Here is a 17,795-nt window from a genome sequence, read left to right on the forward strand (position 1 = left end):
GGCTCAAAAGTCTGGTAGCACGTTATGAAACTTTGCGTTATGCATCTTAATTGAACCGCCGTATACCGAACGGTACGTACGGTGGTGTGAGAGGTCGGGAGTTAATCGCTCCCTCCTACTCGATTGAAGAAAAGGAAGTATAGAACTTTTTAGTTTTATATTAGCTTTGGAAAAGGGAATCGTTGTCCAGACTCCAGCGGCCCAGCTCTTCGGGTCATAAGCCAGCCCAGCTGCGTGGCGGAGCGCCACTACGCTGTTCTGTCTTATGCCTTTCAGAGCTTAACGGGCGCTGTCGCTTTTCTTTTTAGTTGATATACATAAACTTACTGTCGTATGATTGAAGAAAAAGGAAGAGGGCGCTTACATGACCGTAACAATTTATGATGTGGCACGGGAAGCGAACGTTTCCATGGCGACAGTGTCGCGGGTAGTAAATGGAAACCAGAACGTCAAGCCGGCTACAAGAAAAAAAGTATTAAAAGTGATTGAAGAGCTTGGCTATCGTCCGAATGCAGTGGCGCGCGGCCTCGCCAGCAAAAAGACCACTACGGTCGGTGTCATCATCCCGGATATTTCCAACAGCACTTATGCAGAACTTGCAAGGGGTATCGAAGATATTGCAACGATGTATCGGTATAACATTATTTTAAGTAATTCAGATCAGAACGAAAACAAGGAGTTGCAGCTTCTTGAGACGATGCTGGGCAAACAAGTGGACGGCATAGTTTTCATGAGCGATGTAATTACATCTGAACTGCTTCATGAATTGGAACGTTCACCAACTCCGATTGTGCTGGCAGGATCAATAGAGGAGACAGGTAAGATTGCCTCCGTAAACATCGATTATTATGGAGCTGCTTATGAAGCTGTGAAAAAATTGACCGACAATGGCCATAAAACCATTGCCTTCATTTCCGGCCCGTTAACTTCCAAAATCAACAGGGATTACAAAATGAAGGCTTATCGGGAGGCATTGGAAGATGCAGACATCGAGTTTAAGCCGGAGCTTGTCATCGAGTGCAATAATTCCTATGACGAGGGCATGGAAGCAGTTATGGAGTTGAAACCGCAAAAACCTACCGCTTATTTCGTAAGCAATGATGAAATGTCAATTGGGGTCATCCATCAAGTGGAGGAAAACGGCCAGCAGATTCCGGAAGAAGTGGAAATCATCAGTTATGAAAATTCCAAACTTGCACGGATGGCCCGTCCAACGCTGACATCGGTGGCATTGCCTTTATACGATATCGGGGCGGTATCGATGCGACTGCTGACAAAATACATGAACAAGGAAGACATCAGCGAGAATCAGGTCATCCTTCCTTACCGCATCGAAGAGCGTCACTCAACGAAAAATGAAGAGTAAGTTCAACTTATATAGAGACAAAGTAGAGACAAAAAAGCTGCACCGGAGTTTTTCCGGGGCAGCTTTTTGAATTTCTTAAAGATTTTTCTGAGTGTGGCGTATGATATAAAGTGACTTTTCCATAATTTGGAAATTTTTGTCGGTGATTTCTTCTTTCCGGGGAATGGGGTCATACATGTTCTGCGGATCTTCCCAGGTCTCGATCAGTGCAACAGGTGCTTCAGGCTGCCATTTGTTCAGCCAATTCTGCGGCAGCTTGCCGGAAGGGATCGGGAAATTGTTCATTTCCATCCAGAGGTAGGACCAGGCACGGGGGACGACGCGCCAGATATCATAGCCGCCGCCTCCAACTGCGATCCATTTGCCGCCACAATACTCATGGGCGAGTTCGTGTGCGATTTTCGGAATTTCCCGGAAGATGTTCATTGTTCCATAGAGATGGGTTAACGGATCCAGGTAATGGGCATCGGCGCCATTCTGCGACAGGATGACATCGGGTTTGAAATGTTCCATGATTTCCTTCATCGATGTACGGTAGATTTCAAGAAAAGATTCGTCTTCGGTAAATGCGTCAATTGGAAAGTTGAATGATGTTCCGTAACCCTGTCCATTACCCCGTTCATTGATGTTTCCGGTTCCCGGGAAGAGGTAGCGCCCTGTTTCATGGATCGATACCGTGCAGACATCAGGATCGTCGTAGAAACTCCATTGGACACCGTCACCATGGTGGGCATCTGTATCAATATAAAGGACACGGGCTCCGTATTTCTCTTTCAGATAATTGATGGCGACTGAGCTGTCGTTATATATACAAAATCCGGAAGCTTTTCCACGGAATCCGTGGTGAAGGCCCCCACCCAGATTCAGAGCATGCTGTGCTTTGCCTTGCATAACGTAATCCACAGCTGTCAACGTTCCCCCTACCAGACGTGCGCTGGCTTCGTGCATATTTTCGAAAATCGGGGTATCTTCTGTACCGATGCCATAGCTCTCACCGGCGGCTGGTGTAATTTCCCCTTTGCCCGCTTTTTTGACGACATCGATATAACGCTGGTCATGTGCCAGCAATAATTCTTCATCAGTCGCAATACGGGCGGGAACGATCAAATCATCCGGCAGCGCACCCATTTCACGAAGCAGATCGACCGTCAGCACGAGGCGCTTTTGATTGAAGGGATGGGTCTCAGAAAATTTGTAGCCCAGCTGATCCTCGGAATATACGAAGACAGCATGTTTTATTCGTTGATTTGCGGCATGTTTGGCCATAAGACATCAAAACCTTCTTTACGTAAGTCGTTAATGAGTGCCAGAGGGTTCATTGTCTGGACCCTGAAAACGAGAATCTTGTTTTCCTTTATGCTTCTGTCCGGATAGACCAGCACACTGAGCACATTGATATTATGGCGATAGAAAACCTCTGACACTTCCAGCAGAACACCGGAACGATCATGTACGCGAATCTCGATTTGTGAGCCGGGCTGATGGGTGCCGGTCAATTCGATAAAGGTATATAAGAGATCCGTTTCGGTGATGAATCCGACAAGCTCGCCGCCACTGACGACAGGCAGACAGCCGATGTGCTGTTCATAAAAAACCATGGCAATCTCTTCGACAAAGTCCATTGGATGGGCTGTCACTGGATTTTTGGTCATGATTTCTTCCACTTTTTTCTGGTAGGGTGCATCTTTCGGTGAAATGGTAAAACGGGAGGGAAGCGCGTCTTTCAAATCCCGGTCGGTGACGACGCCGACGACTTTTCCTTGATCCGTAACCGGGGCATGTCGGATTCTGGCTTTCTCAAATAAATCAATGACATCCTGCACAGTCTGTTCGGGAGTTAATGTGTGAACTTCGGTTTTCATGATTTCTTCCAATAGCAAAACAAACACCCCTTTTGGTTAATACATATACCTGTGTTTAAAACGCAATTGATCGAACTGCTGCACCGATTCCCGGTCCACGCGTTTGCCTATTTTCGCCATCAGGCAATTTGCAGGGTGTGAACTGATTTCGGGTTCGTCGGTCGCATAATATTCAAGACCGCCGGCCTGCATCATTTTCTCCATGATTTTACGGTATTCCCAGACATTGAGTCCGGTGCCTTTCAAATCCCAGTGCCAGTAATATTCAGTCGTGATGACGATGAAATCTTCTAATGCATCATCCATCATCGAAGTTTTCAATAAGGCTTTGCCGACGCCGCTGCCCCTGAACTTCGGAATCACTTCGATTGCACCAAGTTCGATCAGGTTCTCCATATTTCCTTCTGACCATCGTTCGAGCGGATCGGGGTAAAGGAATGTGACATATCCTACGATGGTGTTATTGTCCCGTGCAATGAGGATGCGTCCTTCGGGCAAATCAGCTATTCCAATGACGGCTTTGTGCTGCTGGTCTGCAGGACGGAATGCGATCAGGTCTTCATGGAAATCGAGTGACTCCAGTTCGTGGGAGGGAACAGGACCTTCGATGACGATCCTGCCGTGCTTTGTTTTAAGTTCCATAGCATTGTAGGTTTTCTTGTGTTCCATTATTTCACCGCCTGTAAGTTTGCAATTAGCTACATTATACATGAAATAACCAGCACTTGGCTATTCTCTTTGAAAGCGCTCTCTATTTTCTAAAAAGTTAAAAAAGTTGGCAATTCTGACATCGGCTGAGGTAGAATAAAAAAGAGATAAGAATGGAAAGGATGATTTGGATGAAAGTGGAATCATTGCCAGCAGTGCCAGGGAATTTCAATTTACATAATTACGATGAAATTGCATCTGGATTTGACTGGAAAGAAGCTGAGAAGGAATTCAGCTGGTACGAGACAGGTAAAGTCAATATGGCTCACGAAGCCATCGACCGCCATGCCGAGTCAGACCGGAAAAATAAAGTGGCCCTGTATTACATGGATTCCAACAGAAAAGAGTCTTATACTTTTTACGAGATGAAGCGGATGACCAACCGGGCGGCGAACATGCTGAAATCCCATTCCGATCTGGAAAAAGGCGATCGGATGTTTATTTTCATGCCACGTTCCCCTGAACTTTATTTTGCGATGTTCGGTGCTTTGAAAATGGGGCTGATTGTAGGACCGTTGTTCGAAGCCTTCATGGAAGGGGCGATTTATGACCGCCTCGACGACAGCGATGCGAAAGCGATCATTACGACACCGGAGCTCTTATCTCGGATCCCTTTCGATAAGTTGCCGAACTTAAAGACGGTGTTCCTGGTTGGAGAAGATATTGAGGAAGATAATCATACGGTTGACGTTTTGAAACATCTTCCGAATTGCCCTGACAGCTTTGAAGTGGAATGGCTCGATAAAGAGGACGGACTGGTCCTGCATTATACATCAGGCTCAACAGGCAAACCCAAAGGGGTTCTGCATGCACAATATGCTATGGTCCAGCATCTCCAGACTGCAAAATGGGTGCTCGATTTCAATGAACAGGATATATACTGGTGTACAGCAGATCCGGGTTGGGTTACCGGAACATCCTATGGCGTATTTGCGCCGTGGCTGAACGGCACGACCACCGTCATTATCGGCGGCCGTTTTTCACCCGAAGGCTGGTATAAAGCCATTGAAGATTACGGCGTAACTGTCTGGTACAGCGCACCTACCGCATTCCGCATGCTGATGGGGGCAGGGGATGCGTTAGTGGAAGAATATGACCTCTCTACTTTGCGCCATGTGCTGTCTGTTGGAGAACCCCTCAATCCCGAAGTGATCAGATGGGGAGCGCAGGTATTTAAGCGACGAATCCACGATACGTGGTGGATGACGGAAACCGGTGCACAGGTCATCTGTAATTATCCCGCTATGGCCATCAAACCAGGTTCAATGGGCAAGCCGATCCCTGGGATCAAAGTTGCCATTGTCGATGACCATGGCAACGAGCTTCCTGCAAACCAGATGGGCAATTTGGCGATTGAAAAAGGGTGGCCTTCGATGATGCGCCAAATCTGGAACAATCCCCAAAAATTTGAATCCTATTTCCTGAAGGATAAATGGTATGTTTCCGGGGATTCCGCATATAAAGATGAAGAAGGGTATTACTGGTTCCAGGGGCGCGTCGACGATGTCATCATGACTTCCGGAGAGCGGGTAGGACCGTTTGAAGTCGAAAGCAAACTGTTGGAGCATCCAGCTGTAGCTGAGGCGGGAGTTATCGGAAAACCGGATCCAGTGCGGGGAGAAATCATCAAAGCTTTTGTGGCTCTTGTGGAAGGTTATGAGCCGTCCGAGGAACTGACTCGGGACATTCAGCAATTTGTCAAGAAAGGCCTTGCTGCCCATGCAGCTCCAAAAGAAATTGAATTCAAGGACAAACTTCCAAAAACGCGAAGCGGTAAAATAATGCGCCGTGTTCTTAAAGCATGGGAATTGGATCTGCCGACAGGCGATCTGTCGACTATGGAAGACTGATGGTAAAGCAAAAAGGACAGCGGGGAAAATCTCCGCTGTCCTTTTTTATGGGAATTTAAAAGATCCGGACCAATTCTAATGGTCCGGATCTTTTTACACGTTATGCTGCGTCATCCGTTTCCTCTGAATCGTCCGTTCCTTCAGGTTCACGAGTTGCTGCAGGTTCTACTGTTTCCTCAGGATCCTCCGGTTCTTCCGGAGGATCTACAGGCTCGTCAGGCGGATCTGTTGGTTCCGCAGGAGGATCTTCAGGTTCTTCCGGTTCGGATGGTGGATCAACCGGCTCTTCCGGCTCTTCAGGTTCCTCCGGTTCGGTAGCTGGTGGAGTTTCCGGTGGTGGCGCAGGTGTATCATTATTCTCTTCTTCTCTTGGCTCCGGCTCCGGCTCAGGTTCTGGTTCCGGTTCAGGTGCTTCGATCGTTGCAGCATTGGAATTGGCTGATTCCCTGCCTGTAATATCGACGGCAACCACATAGTAGTTTCCAGGTCCTGAAACTGTATAAGAATTGGCGACCGATTCAGAGATGGTGGCAACTTTCGATTTGGCTCCGCCGTTATTTCTGTATACGCGATAGCCGATCACATCATTTGAAGCCGAGTCGCTCCAGCTGAGCTTGTTGCCATCCAGTGTAGCCCGTACAGGCGATGGTGCTGAATCATCGGCATCAAAGCTTGTCGATGAAACAACGTTAGAAAATCGTGAATCCTGCGGGAATAATTTGCTGGCGTCCCCGCCGAACGGTGCGAGCATCCGGTCGATGAAATCTTCCGAAACGCCGACTCCGCCGCCGGAAACAAATTCTTCCGGTGTCGAAGAAAGTGCAGCGTAACGGCTGCCGTCGATTGTTGTATATTTACCGGTAGTAAGGCTGTCGTCCGCTTTATTCGGCACCATTACATTGGCATTGAACAAGTCGGATCTGACAAGGCCATCTCCGGAACAGCCATCACTTGGAGCAAGGCCCGAAATGCCGCAGAATGAGCGGCTGACGACGCCTTCAGGTGATTTGAATTTTTCTTCCGTGCCAAAAAACTCAGGATTAACGTCGTATGATGCGTTCATTAACGTCGCCCATACCTGGTTGACGCGTGTTGATGGTGCCAGTGTGCTGTTTCGCATGATATCCAGAGAGCTTCTCTCCTGGTCATACCCAAGCCAAACACTCATGGTGACATTCGGATTGTAGCCAACCAGCCACACATCACGTGTTTCCTGTGAAGTACCGGTTTTGCCGGCAAAATCCGAATTGAATTTCAATAGGTTGTTTGCGCGGTTCGCTGTTCCACGCTCACCTTCAAAGACATCGCGCATCATGTCCGTAATAATATATGAAGACTGAGGTGTATAGACTTCTTCCGTTTCAATTTTGTGTTCAAAGACAATATTGCCTTCAGCATCTTCAATACGGTCAATCATGGATGCTTTAGCAAAAGTTCCGCCATTTGCGAATGTAGCATAGGCATTCGCAATTTCTTCGGTAGATGCTTCAACTCCTGCTCCGAGAGCGGCAGTAACATTCCCATTGTCCGATTCATCGACAGCAGTTAAGCCGTTTTTCAATAAGTAATCGATCGGCATCTGGCTTTGGATTTGTGCGAAAAGGCGCACGGCCGGTAAGTTTTGAGATTGCGCTAAAGCATCACGCGCCGGCATGATGCCCTGTTCACTTGAGGCGATAAAATTACTCGGTCCCCAAGGTTCGCCGTCATTGTCGATTATTTCAAATTTCACATCGACCACTGGGCTGCCGGCACCGATTTTGCCGTACTCGATGGCCGGAGCATAAACCAGCAACGGTTTTGCCGTCGAACCGATGGAGCGGTAGGCCTGCGATGCATAATTGAAATTGGATAAATCGTGGTCACGGCCGCCGACAAAGCTTAATATACGGCCGGTGTCATTTTCAATTGTCGTGGAACCAACCTGGACTGGCATCGGAACTTCTTCTTCCTGGCCTTCCTGATTGACAATTTTTTTGGTCAAAGTCGGTCCATAGGATTCATAAGCATCTTTGGCTTTTTGCTGAGCTTCGTAAAGCTCTTTATCAATGCTGGAATGAATCCGGTAGCCTCTGGAACGAACGGCCCGGTCTGCCAAAATCTCATATTCCTCATAAAGCTTATCGTTCTCATTCAAAGTTGCCGGATCGATTCCGGCTTCTTCTGCAAGAACGTCCATGATGATGCGGGTAGCCCGTTTCTCCACTTCGGTTGTAATATGCGGATATCTTTCATAAGAACGGGTTTCATCAGTCCTGAAATCCTGGGTAATATTATAAGCCAGTGCTGCATCATATTCTTCCTGCGTAATATATTCAGTTTCCAGCATGCGGTAAAGCACTGTTCGCATCCGGTCGATTCCAAATTCCAAATACTCCGGTTCCTTCAGCCCGCCACCGGATGAATAAGGTGTATAGCGGAAAGGCGCTTTCGGTACGCCGGCGATAAATGCCGCCTGTGGAAGATTCAACTCACTTGCCGGTACATTGAAAATTCCGTTTGCTGCAGTTTCGATGCCGGCAATATTCGTTCCGGCTGAATTTCTGCCATAAGGTATGATGTTAAGATATGCTTCCAAAATTTCTTCTTTCTTCATGAACTTTTCAAGGCGCATTGCCAACAGGATCTCTTTCGCTTTACGCTCATAAGATACTTCATTTGTCAGCACCTGATTTTTGATAAGCTGCTGTGTCAGCGTAGAACCGCCGGTTTGGTTGTCTGCATTCGACACGTCCTGGAAAAGGCCCCTGAAGATTGCCTTTGGAACTATGCCTTCGTGTTCTTCAAAATATTCATCCTCTGTAGCAAGAACCGCGTTAATCGCGTAATCGGAAACTTTGTCAAGATTCGTTTCTTCGCGTTCCAGATCAGTTCTCAATTTCCCAAGATACTGGTCATTTGCGAAAAATATCTCCGAAGTTTCCTCGTAGGCATAAATTTCCCCACGCATTTCACTTTCGGTGCGCAGTTTTTCTTCGTCTACAAGAGATGCGAAATACCCTGCGCCTACAGATGCAGCAAAAACGCCGCCGACCACAAGAATAATCGCAAGCAGGATTGCAAGATTCCAAAAGACGCCGGTCGTGATATTCAAGGCTTTCGCCCATTTCGTTGATCTCCATTTATTGTATGTGTCTTCAGATTTCTTCTGCCAATAACTTAATCGTTCGCGCACATCATCAACCCCCTAAAATCTTTTTATATTATAGCATATTCTTATATTGTCGACTAAGATATTGACAATCCGGAATAATAAAGTACACTACTAGTATATTTTAATATTAAAACTGTGAAGAACCCGAAGTAGGAACTGTGATTTTTCAAAGAGAGCCGGTGGTTGGTGTAAACCGGTAAAAATGCAGCAGCTGAATTACAGGTTTGGAGTTTACGGATGTGCCGCGTTTGGCACAATTGAGGTGGAAGGATCATTTATTCCTTCAAGCTGGGTGGTACCGCGCAATTGCGTCCCTGCATGTCTGACATGCAGGGGCTTTTTTATTTGCCCCGGGGAAACAGGCCACTCCGGAGCACTCGATGAAGAACCTGTGGTGTCAGTCTAAAGTAATTGTACTCGAGGAGGAATTGGAATGTCGAATGAATTATTGGAAGATCTTAAATGGAGAGGGTTGTTGTACCAGCAAACCGATGAAGAAGGACTTACGGAGTTATTGGAGAAAGAAAAAATATCCCTGTACTGCGGTGTCGACCCTACAGCCGACAGCATGCATATCGGCCATATCGTGCCGCTTCTGACGCTGCGCCGTTTTCAGTTGCACGGACACAGGCCGATCCTGCTGGTGGGCGGAGCCACAGGAATGATCGGTGATCCTTCGGGCCGCAACGAAGAACGCCAGCTGCAGACGACTGAACAGATCGACCGCAATGTGGAAGGCATCAAAGTTCAAATGCAGCAGATTTTCGATTTCCAAACCGAGAATGGAGCCCGGATGGTCAACAACCGGGATTGGATCGGTGCAATGAGTGTCATCGAATTCCTGCGCGATTACGGCAAGTTGATCTCGGTAAACTACATGCTTGCCAAGGATTCAGTGGCGTCCCGCCTGGAAACCGGCATCTCGTTTACCGAGTTCTCCTATACCCTTATCCAGGCAATCGATTTCAACCATCTATTCGATAACTACAATTGCCGTGTCCAGGTCGGCGGTTCAGACCAATGGGGGAATATCACTTCAGGCTTGGAAGTAATCCGTAAGACACATGAAGAAGAAACGAAAGCATATGGGATTACCATTCCACTTGTCACCAAAGCAGACGGCACAAAATTCGGGAAATCCGCCGGTGGATCGGTTTGGCTTGACGCGAAAAAAACATCTCCTTACGAGTTCTACCAGTTCTGGATCAACGCTTCGGATGCTGATGTCATAAAATACCTGAAAATCTTCACCTTTATCAGCCGGGAAGAAATAGAAGAACTGGAACAGTCGGTTGAAACAGAAGCCCATCTCCGGAAAGCACAGAAAGTGCTGGCGGAAGAAATGACCAAGCTGATTCACGGGGAGTCCGCTTTGGAGGATGCCTTGCGCATAACGAAAGCTTTATTCAGTGGAGACCTGAAAGCATTGACCGCAAGCGAAATGAAAGCTGCATTCAAGGATGTTCCTTCTATTGAAATGGAACGCCAGCCAAAGTCCATTGTGGAGCTGATTGTAGAAGCGGGAATTTCGCCTTCGAAACGCCAGGCAAGGGAAGATATCACGAATGGCGCCATCTCGGTCAACGGTGAAAAAGTAACAGATCTGGATTACATCATGGATGAAAAAGACCGCCTCGAAGATGCATTTTCGATTATTCGCCGGGGCAAAAAGAAATACCATATGGTACAGTTTCAGGCCTGATTTTTTTGATGTAATATAGCTTCTCCCCTTGCTCTGTGGGCCTTTGAAGAGGGTTTCGCAGTCAAAAATGTTTAATCCATTATTCAAAGGGTAACTTTTAACTGTGCACCTTTTCAATTGACTTACAAATCTAAGGAGGCGTAATAATGTCAAAAGTAGTAGGTTCTTACAAAACAGAAAAAGAGGCAATTGAAGCGATTGAGGACTTGAAAAGACAAGGTCACCAATCCGAAGACATATCAGTGTTGGGAAAAAACGAAGAAGAAACAAGAAACGTAACTGAAGAAACAGGCACGCATGCCGGCGAAGGTGCTGCAACAGGCGCATTGGCTGGTGGTGCCCTTGGCGGACTTGGCGGAGTGCTTGCAGGGATCGGAGCATTGGCGATTCCGGGAATCGGCCCGATTGTGGCTGCCGGCCCGATTGTGGCCGGGTTGACAGGAGCTGCAGCGGGCGCAGGTGTCGGTGGCCTGGCAGGAGCTTTGATTGGCATGGGTATTCCGGAAGATGAAGCGAAGGATTATGAAAACCGCTTCAACGAAGGGGAAATCCTGGTGCTCGTTGAGGATGAAACGATCCATATTCCCGATCATAACGACCGGGACCGTTTTACTTCCGATGCTTCCGATGATCCGTTAATCGGTGATGAGCGTGGAACAGGCGGTATAAGAGGGACAAGAAAGCTGTAATAAGAAAACAGTAACAAAAAAGCAACGCCTTCTTTTGAAGGCGTTGCTTTTTGTTTGGAAAGAAAAAATGAATTTTGGGGCAGCCGTTATGTCAGCGCTTTAAGAAGGCAGGCGTCTCCATGGAATTGAATTGTTCAGGATGAAGAATCTTGCCAAGCTTGATGGCTCCTTCCACCAGGCGGGGGGAAGGGCGGCAATACAATTCTTCTTCCATAATATGAATTTTTCCGGCAGCCTTCATTGTTTCATAGCCCGGTCGCTTGCGGACCAGTTCCGGTTTCACTTTATCTGTCATGATACCGACCCACGCAAGAAGAATATAATCCGGATCGCGGCGCAGAATATCCGGCCAATCGGTTTGGACATTGGCCGAATCGATATCATCGAAAAGGTTTCGTGCACCGGTGATATTGCTGATTTCAGTCAGCCAATTGATTTTGCCCGGGGTGAAGATCGGTTTTGGCCACCATTCCCAATAGAGTGATGGATGGCTTTCGACATTTGCAGAACGGGATTTGATGTCGTTGATGGCTGAAGTATAGGCAGCGTAGGCAGAAAGTGCATCGACTCCACATGCTTCGCCGACAGCCAACAAGTCCTGGCCAATATCATAAAGACTTTGAGGATTCAAAATCATATGGGGAATATTCCTTTTTTTCAGCTCTTCCACATTTTTTTCCATGCCCGGCACACTTAACGACGCCAGCACAAGATCGGGCTCCAAGAGCTCGAGCTCATCCATGCGGATTGAAAGATCCGGTCCAAGCTTTGGCAAATGGGTGATTTCTTTTGGCCAATCGGAAAAATCATCAATGCCGACCAGCATTTTTTCAGCTCCCAAAAAAGCCAATAATTCCGTATTACTCGGACAAATTGATATGATTCTCATTGCTGCACCTCCATTTTCATCAGTTTAGCATAAAGAAGAAAGCTCTTCCCGGAAAACCGGCTGCAGCTCAACAGAAAAACCCCAAACCGGAGGTCCGGTTTGGGGTTTTGAAATCGTAAGATTAACGTGAGTAGTACTCAACGATCAATTGCTCGTTGATTTCAGCAGACAATTCGCTGCGTTCCGGGTAGCGTACAAGCGTACCTTCTTTTTGGTCAGCGTCGATTGAAACGTACTCAGGAACAAAGCTGTTCACTTCGATTGCTTCGTTGACGATGTCAAGGTTGGTTGATTTTTCACGGAAAGTGATCGTTTGTCCTGGTTTTACGCTGTAAGACGGGATGTCAAGGCGTTTACCATCAACAAGGATGTGTCCGTGGTTTACCAATTGGCGAGCCTGGCGGCGAGTGCGCGCAAGACCTAAACGATAAACAACGTTATCAAGGCGTGCTTCAAGCAAGATCATGAAGTTTTCACCATGTTTACCTGGCATTTTGCCGGATTTGTTGAATAGGTTTTTAAATTGGCGTTCAGTTACTCCGAACATGAAACGAAGTTTTTGTTTTTCTTGAAGTTGCAAACCATACTCAGAAACTTTTCTGCGCTGGTTGGCACCGTGCTGACCTGGTGCGTAAGGGCGTTTTTCCAATTCTTTACCTGTTCCTGAAAGGGAAATTCCCAAACGGCGGGACAGTTTCCATGCTGGACCTGTATAACGAGACATATAAGTCTCCTCCTCTGTTTTTGGTTTTTAGAGTAAAATAAAAACCAGATGTACTCATGCTGCAAGCCATTTTATATTCCTGTATCTTCGCTCAGCAGCCAAGAGTTACACGATACACCTCATCAGTCTGCGCTTCAGCACCACAAAGGGGCTTCCGCTTTTCATCAGAGGAACAAAATGGGCGAGCAGGCACATACAACTGCTGCGATTATTTTACACAAAGCATAGTATAACCGATTTCATGGAACAAAGTCAATTGAAAAATTATCGTCAGGAAAGGGGGCTTTTCTTTTTTTGATATACGCGGTAGAATGAAGCTGAATAATGTAAGCGCTTTCTATATATGGATAAGGGGTGTGAATAATGGAGAAACCAAAAATGAGTATGGAAACTGCGGTGATTCACAAAGGATATGACAGTTCGAAGCATCATGACAGTTTATCGACGCCGCTTTATCAGACATCAACATTTTCATTTGCCACAGCAGAAGAAGGGGAAAACCGGTTTGCCGGAAACACGGAAGGAAACATTTATTCGCGCCTGGGCAATCCCACAGTTCGGGTGCTTGAGGAGCGTATGGCTGAAATCGAATACGGTGAAGGGGCATTGGCATTCGGATCAGGTATGGCTTCGGTAAGTGCAATCCTGATCTACCTGACAAAAGCGAATGACCATGTACTTTGTTCACGCGGTATTTATGGCTGCACATTCGGACTTCTGGAGATTATGGAAGAAAAGTACAACATCACACATGATCTGGTTTCAATGACCACGGAAGAAGAAATCGAAGCGGCCATTAAACCTTCGACGGTGTGCATTTACGTCGAGACCCCGATCAATCCGACAATGGAACTCGTCAATTTGGAGGCAGTGGTTAAAGTTGCCAGGAAACACGGAATCCGTGTGGTGGTCGACAATACATTCTGTTCACCGTACCTTCAGAATCCGTTGAAAATGGGTGCAGACTTCGTTCTTCACAGCGCAACGAAATACCTGAATGGCCACGGAGATGTCATCGGGGGGATTTTAGTCGGAAAAGACGGCGAAGAAATGCAGCACCTGCGGATGACTGTACAGAAAGACGTTGGGGGAATCATGTCTCCATTTGATGCCTGGCTCCTCCTGAGGGGCCTTAAAACGCTGCATGTCAGAATGGACCGGCATATTGACAACGCCCAAAAAGTTCTGCAGTTTTTGCAGCAGCAGCCAGAAGTGAAGAAAATCTTCTATCCAATGGACGCCAGCCACCCGCAATACAGTCTGGCGCAAAAACAAATGGCAAAAGGCGGCGGTTTGATTTCATTTGAACTTGCTGGAGGCAAGCGGGAAGCGCAGAAATTCATGAATGCTTTGTCCCTGATCAAAATCGCAGTGAGCCTCGGTGACGCGGAAACGCTGATTCAGCACCCGGCTTCAATGACCCACGCCGTCGTGCCTGAGTCTTCAAGACAGGCCATGGGAATTTCGGATTCACTGCTGCGGTTGTCAATCGGATTGGAAGCATCTGAAGACATTATTGCCGACCTGGCTGGAGCATTTAAGAAAGTTGCGCCGGAAGCGAAACTGCAGGAAATTTAAATTCGAATCTCTAAAGAAACGACAATCAGTTGTTCCTGCGGATGTAATAGCGAAACCCTCATGAAATGAATAGAAGCCGGAAACTCATGGATAGAGTTTCCGGCTTCTATTTTATATATGGCGCATTAAAATTTCTGTGAAAGCTTCGAGGCCTTCCTGGTCTTCTTCTGTAAAGCGGCTGAGTTCAGGGCTGTCGATATCGAGGACGCCAAGCACCTCGCCGTCCTGAATCAGCGGAATGACGATCTCCGAACGTGAAGCTGCGTCACATGCGATATGTCCCGGGAATTGATGGACATCTTCAACAAGCATGGTCTTTTTTTCAGAGACTGCGGTTCCACAGACACCGCGTCCGACTTGGATGCGAACACAGGCGGGAAGTCCCTGGAAGGGGCCCAGGACCAATTCGCCTTCTTCCATCAGGTAAAAACCAGCCCAATTGATGCGTTCCAAAAATTGGTTAAGCAAGGCGGCGGCGTTGCTTAAATTCGCAACTCGGTTTGTTTCCCCTGTGAGCAGGGCATCGAGCTGCTTGCCGAGCATTGAATATTGTTCAGCGCGCGTTCCACTGTAATCTGTTTGAGTAAACATGGAGACCCTCATTTCATTTTGGAGTGGATTCATTATAAAATTTTTCATAATGCTTGTGCAAGCCCTGAACATTGTGGGCGTCCGAACCGAATACCAAAGGGATGCCCAGCGATTTAGCATAAGGAAGGTAAGCGGCCGGCGGATAGGATTCCAGGCAACCGGCTTTGGAGAAGCCGGCTCCGTTCATATCAATCTCGTATCCCTGTTTGGCTATAGTCCGGAACAGCCTTTCAATGCGGATGTGATCATCAATCTTATCGCCGTGGTGGAGCTGGAATTTGTGTATCAATGTCGGGTGGCCGATGCGCATGGGTTTGTATACGCCAAGATCAGCTGTCACCGATGCTTCGACTGCGTCATAATAGCGGTCATAAAGTTTTTTGGTCGACCCTGCCAGCCGGGCTGCTTCCATAAATACCTCTTCGCTGAAGTCTATGCAAAAGTAGCGGTCACCAATTTTCAGAAAGTGGACGGATAAAATCGCATCATCCAGCCGTGGACCGATTTCATCGAGAAATGCACGGGTCTCTTCTTCGTAGCCCTCGACATAGTCGACCTCGAGACCGGTTCGGATGGTGATATCTTGTTTGTATGACTCTTTTACCCGCTCGACCGCATCAAGGTAAGCGGCCAGTGTCGGTAAGTCCATCCCGCTGTCCTGGTCAGGCGTCGTATCTTCAAAGGAAGGCGGGAGGGGAGCGTGCTCTGTGAAACTGATATCTGTAAAACCTGAAATTATCGCTTTTTCAACATAGGCACTCAGGGCATCTTTTGTACCGTGAGGGCAATAGGGGGAATGGATGTGCGCATCTCTTTTCATGGAAAAACCCGCTTTCGATTAAAATGAAAATTTTTATGCTATTTATTTTATTTTCGCGAACAAAAGAGTCCATTACATGCTAAAATAGAAGAATCTAGGATTTTAAATTTATCGAGCTGGAAATGTGATTTTGAACAGGGGGCTATATGGCTTATGGTGAAGTATATCATCATTGCGGTCATCATTCTATTAGCGGTAATTATCGTCGGCTTTATGTTTCGAAAGAAGCATCACGCGGAAATTGAACGCTTGGAACAGTTAAAACTGCAAATACAAAACAAACCGATATTGGAAGAACTGACAAAGGTGAAACAATTGAATATGAACGGCCAAACTGAAGAAATGTTTGAGCGCTGGCGTTCGAACTGGACCGAAGTCATGGATGTACATATTCCGAAAATTGACGGTCTGCTGTTTGATGCAGAAGATGCGATCGACCGTTTCAATTTCGGAAAAGCTTCAGCTTCAGAAAATGAGGCGGAAGAAAAGATCACTGAAGTCGACCAACAGATGAATGAGATCCTCATAGAATTGGAAGAATTGATCGGCAGTGATGAGAAGAACCGCAATGAAATGGATCTTCTCAGGGATCAATACCGCCAGGCACGCAAAACACTGCTGGCACACCAGTATTCTTATGGCGCGGCTGCTGAACCTCTCGAGAAGAAGCTCGAAACTTTCACACCGCTGTTCGAGGAATATGATGAGTTGACGGCGCAAGGGAATTATTTGAAAGCCCGGGAAATCGTCATCAGCCTGTCGGGCGAAGGCAAGCATATCTTCAGACTTATTGAAGTCATACCGCCATTGCTTGCAGACATCCAATCCAAAATACCTTCCTATATAAACGAACTTCGGAGCGGCATCCGCGAAATGGAGTCCCAAAGCTATTATCTGGAGCACCTTGAAATTTCAGTTCAACTTGATGCAATGGAAAAAGACCTCGAAATTGCAAAAGAGCAGGTCATCAATCTTACTATTGATGAACCGAAAGCAGCTGTTGAAGAAATGAAAGAAAAAGTAGAGCTGTTTTATGAACTTCTTGAAAAAGAAGTCGAATCGAAACATTACGTTGATCAGCATAAAAATTCCACTGCTGACATGCTGGAAAAAGTCACTGCAGAAACCAGGGAAATGTCTGATGAATGCGCTGTCGTGCAGCGAAGCTATAAGATCCCGGAACAGGAAGCCAAAATTCCAAAAAACTGCCTGGAATCGCTGGAAGAGCTTCAGAAGCGTTTTGACATGCTGCATTCCCGGACGCAGGAAGATCGATCCGCCTATTCCAGCCTTCACCAAGAGTTGAGTGAAATCAGGGCTGAATTGGAAACGATCAATGCTACACAGGAAGGTTTCTTCGAGTCACTGAAAAGCCTGCGGACCGATGAACACGAAGCACGCGCAAGACTCGAAATTCTGAAAAGGAAACTGCAGGAAACTGACCGGATGCTCCACAAAGCAAACATTCCGGGAATTCCTGAGGAAATGGATGTCAGGCTTGAAGAAGCGGAAGAAAACTTGTTTGTAGCGATGCAGGGCTTGCAGGAAGTGCCGCTGAATATGAAATTAGTGGATAATTATTTGTTGAAAGCGGAGCGCTCCATTGAAGAAGTGGAGGAAAAATCGGTTGAAATGGTGGAGAATGTCCACTTGATCGAACGCATTATCCAGTACGGCAACCGGTACCGCAAAACAAATCCACAAATGAACCAGAAATTGATTGAGGCTGAGGAATCATTCCGCCAGCTCCGCTATTCAAAAGCGCTTGAAGAGGCTGCTACTGCAGTCGAAAGCTTTGAGCCGGGATCGATGAAACGGATTGAAGTATTTGTAAAAGAAGACGCTTGGCGAGTATAAATAAA

14 protein-coding genes and 1 other annotated feature are annotated in these 17,795 nt (G+C 46.9%); of the genes, 6 read left to right on the forward strand and 8 right to left on the reverse strand.

Features of this window, described 5'->3' with window-relative positions; all coding sequences use genetic code 11:
• Positions 1–364 precede the first annotated feature (364 nt).
• The gene (gene ccpA, locus DIJ65_RS13040; RefSeq protein WP_117302938.1) at positions 365–1,366 is read left to right on the forward strand and encodes a catabolite control protein A; all 1,002 of its coding nucleotides are present in this window, start codon (positions 365–367) and stop codon (positions 1,364–1,366) included.
• A 75-nt stretch (positions 1,367–1,441) separates the two neighbouring features.
• On the opposite strand, the gene DIJ65_RS13045 is transcribed toward ccpA, so the two are convergent.
• From DIJ65_RS13045 to DIJ65_RS13055, 3 genes are read right to left on the reverse strand one after another with little or no spacing between them, the layout of a single operon-like run.
• The gene (locus DIJ65_RS13045; protein ID WP_185959555.1) at positions 1,442–2,632 is read right to left on the reverse strand and encodes an acetoin utilization protein AcuC; all 1,191 of its coding nucleotides are present in this window, start codon (positions 2,630–2,632) and stop codon (positions 1,442–1,444) included.
• The gene (locus DIJ65_RS13050) at positions 2,602–3,246 is read right to left on the reverse strand and encodes an acetoin utilization AcuB family protein (RefSeq protein WP_117302939.1); all 645 of its coding nucleotides are present in this window, start codon (positions 3,244–3,246) and stop codon (positions 2,602–2,604) included. The genes DIJ65_RS13045 and DIJ65_RS13050 overlap by 31 nt, the downstream gene beginning before the upstream one ends.
• Positions 3,247–3,264: 18 nt before the next feature.
• Positions 3,265–3,897, reverse strand: coding sequence for a GNAT family N-acetyltransferase (locus DIJ65_RS13055; protein WP_117302941.1), 633 nt, complete (start codon positions 3,895–3,897; stop codon positions 3,265–3,267).
• Positions 3,898–4,067: 170 nt separating this feature from the next.
• On the opposite strand from DIJ65_RS13055, the gene acsA reads away from it, so the two are divergent.
• Positions 4,068–5,786 carry an acetate--CoA ligase gene (gene acsA / locus DIJ65_RS13060; protein WP_117303004.1) on the forward strand — a complete coding sequence of 573 codons (1,719 nt, stop codon included), beginning with the start codon at positions 4,068–4,070 and terminating at the stop codon, positions 5,784–5,786.
• Positions 5,787–5,886: 100 nt separating this feature from the next.
• Here acsA and DIJ65_RS13065 read toward each other — a convergent pair whose 3' ends face one another.
• A complete protein-coding gene (locus DIJ65_RS13065) occupies positions 5,887–8,961 on the reverse strand; it encodes a transglycosylase domain-containing protein (RefSeq protein WP_117302943.1) in 3,075 nt (1,024 codons plus the stop codon).
• 105 nt (positions 8,962–9,066) lie between these two features.
• Positions 9,067–9,259 (forward strand) — a binding site (T-box leader).
• 114 nt (positions 9,260–9,373) lie between these two features.
• Between DIJ65_RS13065 and tyrS the strand changes: the two genes are divergently transcribed.
• Entirely contained in the window at positions 9,374–10,642 is a 1,269-nt protein-coding gene (gene tyrS / locus DIJ65_RS13070) for a tyrosine--tRNA ligase (protein WP_117302945.1), read from the forward strand.
• Positions 10,643–10,788: 146 nt separating this feature from the next.
• Positions 10,789–11,331 (forward strand): general stress protein, encoded by a 543-nt coding sequence (locus tag DIJ65_RS13075; protein WP_117302946.1) that lies wholly within the window; start codon positions 10,789–10,791, stop codon positions 11,329–11,331.
• Positions 11,332–11,422: 91 nt separating this feature from the next.
• Here DIJ65_RS13075 and DIJ65_RS13080 read toward each other — a convergent pair whose 3' ends face one another.
• A complete protein-coding gene (locus tag DIJ65_RS13080; RefSeq protein ID WP_117302948.1) occupies positions 11,423–12,220 on the reverse strand; it encodes a cobalamin-binding protein in 798 nt (265 codons plus the stop codon).
• 121 nt (positions 12,221–12,341) lie between these two features.
• Entirely contained in the window at positions 12,342–12,944 is a 603-nt protein-coding gene (rpsD, locus tag DIJ65_RS13085; RefSeq protein ID WP_117302950.1) for a 30S ribosomal protein S4, read from the reverse strand.
• Between the two features lie 363 nt (positions 12,945–13,307).
• Here rpsD and megL point away from each other — a divergent pair, with 363 nt between their 5' ends.
• Positions 13,308–14,522 (forward strand): methionine gamma-lyase, encoded by a 1,215-nt coding sequence (megL, locus tag DIJ65_RS13090; protein ID WP_117302951.1) that lies wholly within the window; start codon positions 13,308–13,310, stop codon positions 14,520–14,522.
• 111 nt (positions 14,523–14,633) lie between these two features.
• Here the strand turns inward: megL and DIJ65_RS13095 are convergent, their stop codons facing one another.
• Entirely contained in the window at positions 14,634–15,113 is a 480-nt protein-coding gene (locus DIJ65_RS13095; RefSeq protein ID WP_117302953.1) for a GAF domain-containing protein, read from the reverse strand.
• A 13-nt stretch (positions 15,114–15,126) separates the two neighbouring features.
• Positions 15,127–15,933, reverse strand: a complete 807-nt coding sequence (gene hisJ / locus DIJ65_RS13100) for a histidinol-phosphatase HisJ (RefSeq protein ID WP_117302955.1) — start codon at positions 15,931–15,933, stop codon at positions 15,127–15,129.
• 153 nt (positions 15,934–16,086) lie between these two features.
• On the opposite strand from hisJ, the gene ezrA reads away from it, so the two are divergent.
• Complete coding sequence (ezrA, locus tag DIJ65_RS13105) at positions 16,087–17,790, forward strand: septation ring formation regulator EzrA (RefSeq protein WP_117302957.1); 1,704 nt, start codon at positions 16,087–16,089, stop codon at positions 17,788–17,790.
• Positions 17,791–17,795 lie beyond the last annotated feature (5 nt).

The sequence above is a fragment of the Planococcus salinarum genome, from assembly GCF_007004625.1.
GTDB lineage: Bacteria > Bacillota > Bacilli > Bacillales_A > Planococcaceae > Planococcus > Planococcus salinarum.

Coding starts and splice junctions, on each gene's coding strand:
- ccpA (WP_117302938.1), top strand. CDS start 365: ATGACCGTAACAATTTATGATGTGGCACGGGAAGCGAACGTTTCCATG.
- DIJ65_RS13045 (WP_185959555.1), bottom strand. CDS start 2,632: ATGGCCAAACATGCCGCAAATCAACGAATAAAACATGCTGTCTTCGTA.
- DIJ65_RS13055 (WP_117302941.1), bottom strand. CDS start 3,897: ATGGAACACAAGAAAACCTACAATGCTATGGAACTTAAAACAAAGCAC.
- acsA (WP_117303004.1), top strand. CDS start 4,068: ATGAAAGTGGAATCATTGCCAGCAGTGCCAGGGAATTTCAATTTACAT.
- tyrS (WP_117302945.1), top strand. CDS start 9,374: ATGTCGAATGAATTATTGGAAGATCTTAAATGGAGAGGGTTGTTGTAC.
- DIJ65_RS13075 (WP_117302946.1), top strand. CDS start 10,789: ATGTCAAAAGTAGTAGGTTCTTACAAAACAGAAAAAGAGGCAATTGAA.
- DIJ65_RS13080 (WP_117302948.1), bottom strand. CDS start 12,220: ATGAGAATCATATCAATTTGTCCGAGTAATACGGAATTATTGGCTTTT.
- rpsD (WP_117302950.1), bottom strand. CDS start 12,944: ATGTCTCGTTATACAGGTCCAGCATGGAAACTGTCCCGCCGTTTGGGA.
- megL (WP_117302951.1), top strand. CDS start 13,308: ATGGAGAAACCAAAAATGAGTATGGAAACTGCGGTGATTCACAAAGGA.
- DIJ65_RS13095 (WP_117302953.1), bottom strand. CDS start 15,113: ATGTTTACTCAAACAGATTACAGTGGAACGCGCGCTGAACAATATTCA.
- hisJ (WP_117302955.1), bottom strand. CDS start 15,933: ATGAAAAGAGATGCGCACATCCATTCCCCCTATTGCCCTCACGGTACA.
- ezrA (WP_117302957.1), top strand. CDS start 16,087: ATGGTGAAGTATATCATCATTGCGGTCATCATTCTATTAGCGGTAATT.